The sequence below is a fragment of the SAR324 cluster bacterium genome (assembly GCA_029245725.1).
Lineage (GTDB): Bacteria > SAR324 > SAR324 > SAR324 > NAC60-12 > JCVI-SCAAA005.
In genome coordinates this window covers 1-1,817 of record JAQWOT010000099.1, presented here as the reverse complement: position 1 = coordinate 1,817, position 1,817 = coordinate 1, and the positions used below count along the sequence as shown (strand labels likewise).

General features: G+C 42.3%; 2 protein-coding genes and 1 pseudogene. 2 read left to right on the top strand and 1 reads right to left on the bottom strand.

Features of this window, described 5'->3' with window-relative positions; translation table 11 throughout:
• Window positions 1–173, bottom strand: a pseudogene (locus P8O70_04540) (branched-chain amino acid ABC transporter permease).
• A 124-nt stretch (window positions 174–297) separates the two neighbouring features.
• Here P8O70_04540 and P8O70_04535 point away from each other — a divergent pair.
• Window positions 298–990, top strand: a complete 693-nt coding sequence (locus P8O70_04535) for a response regulator (GenBank protein ID MDG2196148.1) — start codon at window positions 298–300, stop codon at window positions 988–990.
• Window positions 944–1,817, top strand: an 874-nt coding sequence (locus P8O70_04530; GenBank protein MDG2196147.1) for a HAMP domain-containing protein, incomplete at its 3' end; no start/stop codon positions are given. The genes P8O70_04535 and P8O70_04530, both read left to right, overlap by 47 nt.

Genomic DNA, 1,817 nt, shown 5'->3' with positions numbered 1-1,817 from the left:
TTTTAGAAATTTTTGAATTGTTGCTGCACAAAAAGCACCCTCATAAATAGTGCTCCATGAGCAAAATTGAAAACTCCAAGTGTTCCAAACGTAGTTGTCAAACCCAGTGCGATTAAAGCATACGCACCACCCTTGTCTAATCCATTTAGGATTTGCAGAAAGATAACATCCATTGATGCCTAACCGATGAGGAATATATATATGAAGGGAGGATGCATTGAATGTTTTGTCAAGCAGAGTGACCGGTAACCAATTCAAACTGTGCATTTTTGAATCGTCATTATTATCAAGTAATCAATGGAAGATGCACAAATTCTGATTGTTGAAGATGAGGAAGATATTCTTGATGTTCTGAAATATAATCTTCACAAGGCAGGTTATCGCACGTTGGAAGCTCCAAATGGTGAAACTGCTCGCAACCTAATTCGGGAGGCAACTCCCAATTTGATCCTTTTGGATCTAATGCTACCTGGAATTAATGGCTTGGACCTTTGCAAGATACTCAAAAAGGATGGGGCGACTAAAGGTATTCCAATTGTGATGCTCACCGCTAAGAGTAGTGAAGAAGATATTGTTGCAGGCTTGGAAATGGGTGCTGAAGACTATGTAGTAAAGCCATTCAGCCCGCGTATTCTGCTGGCACGAATCCAAAATATCCTCCTCAGGAATCAAAAGTCTATTCCAGAGGAAGGCTCGTCCTTGAAATGTGGTTCCCTTGAAATTCATCCCGCAAGGCATCTGGCTTTGGTTGACGGCCAACCTGTTTTGCTGACCACAACAGAGTTCAGAATCCTTCATTTCCTCGCCCGTCATCCGGGCTGGGTCTACACTCGTGACCAAATCATAGATGCAACTCATGGTGAGAATTATATCGTAACTGATCGTGCAATCGATGTTCAGATTGTAGGGTTACGTAAAAAGTTAGGGGAATCTGGGAACCTAATTGAGACTGTCCGGGGAATCGGTTATCGTTTCCAAGGCCAAGATTGAGATGCCTGCTAATCCGCTCCTGCAAAAATTTCTTGCACCCTTTGTCATTCTTCTCTCCGGGGGTCTTCTGGCCTTCAGCTGGTGGATTGAATATTCCCTAGAAAAACATTTGGAGCAGACTGTTGAAGAAGATTTAATTGGCAGATTTGAACTATTGGCAATTCAACATCAACTGCTGGAGGAATTCGTTGAAAGGGGATCTTCCTCAGAAATTTTTCAGGCATTTGTTAAAAAAAATCGAATTCATATTTCTATACTGGATCCAAAAACTGGCTTGTTACTGAGCGACTCCTCCAGCCTCCAGCCTCTGATGGGAAAAAGTTCCAGCCTACCAGAAATCGATGCAGCCATAAATAATCAACCTAAAGTAACAAAGAGGTTCAATCCCGCTTTCAATACGATGGCTTTGTGGTTTGCTCGCAGAGTACCGAACAAATTTGGGAATGATTTGATTCTGAGGGTGTCTTTGGAACTTCCAACCAAAACACCTCAAGCTGAAGGACTTTTCTTCAAGATGTTGCTGGCAATGTTGCTGCTGATGACCGCAACGATGATTACCAGTTTACTTATCGCTAACAGTTTCCGAAAATCTCTAAATGAATTAAGAAGGGGTGCTGCACGCTTTGCTAAAGGAGAACTCAGAAAGAAACTGAATGTAACTGATGATACAGAAATCGGAGAGCTAGGCCAGCAGCTCAATGAGATGGCAGCATTGCTTAACCAACGTTTTGAAAACTTGGAAAATCAGCGCTCCGAATGGGAGACCATTCTTTCGAGCATGGAAGAAGGCTTTATGGCTGTTGATAAGTATCACCAGGTTTTAAGCA

What these genes read in the sequence shown, in the direction of transcription:
- P8O70_04535 (MDG2196148.1), top strand. Translation starts at nt 298, where the DNA reads ATGGAAGATGCACAAATTCTGATTGTTGAAGATGAGGAAGATATTCTT.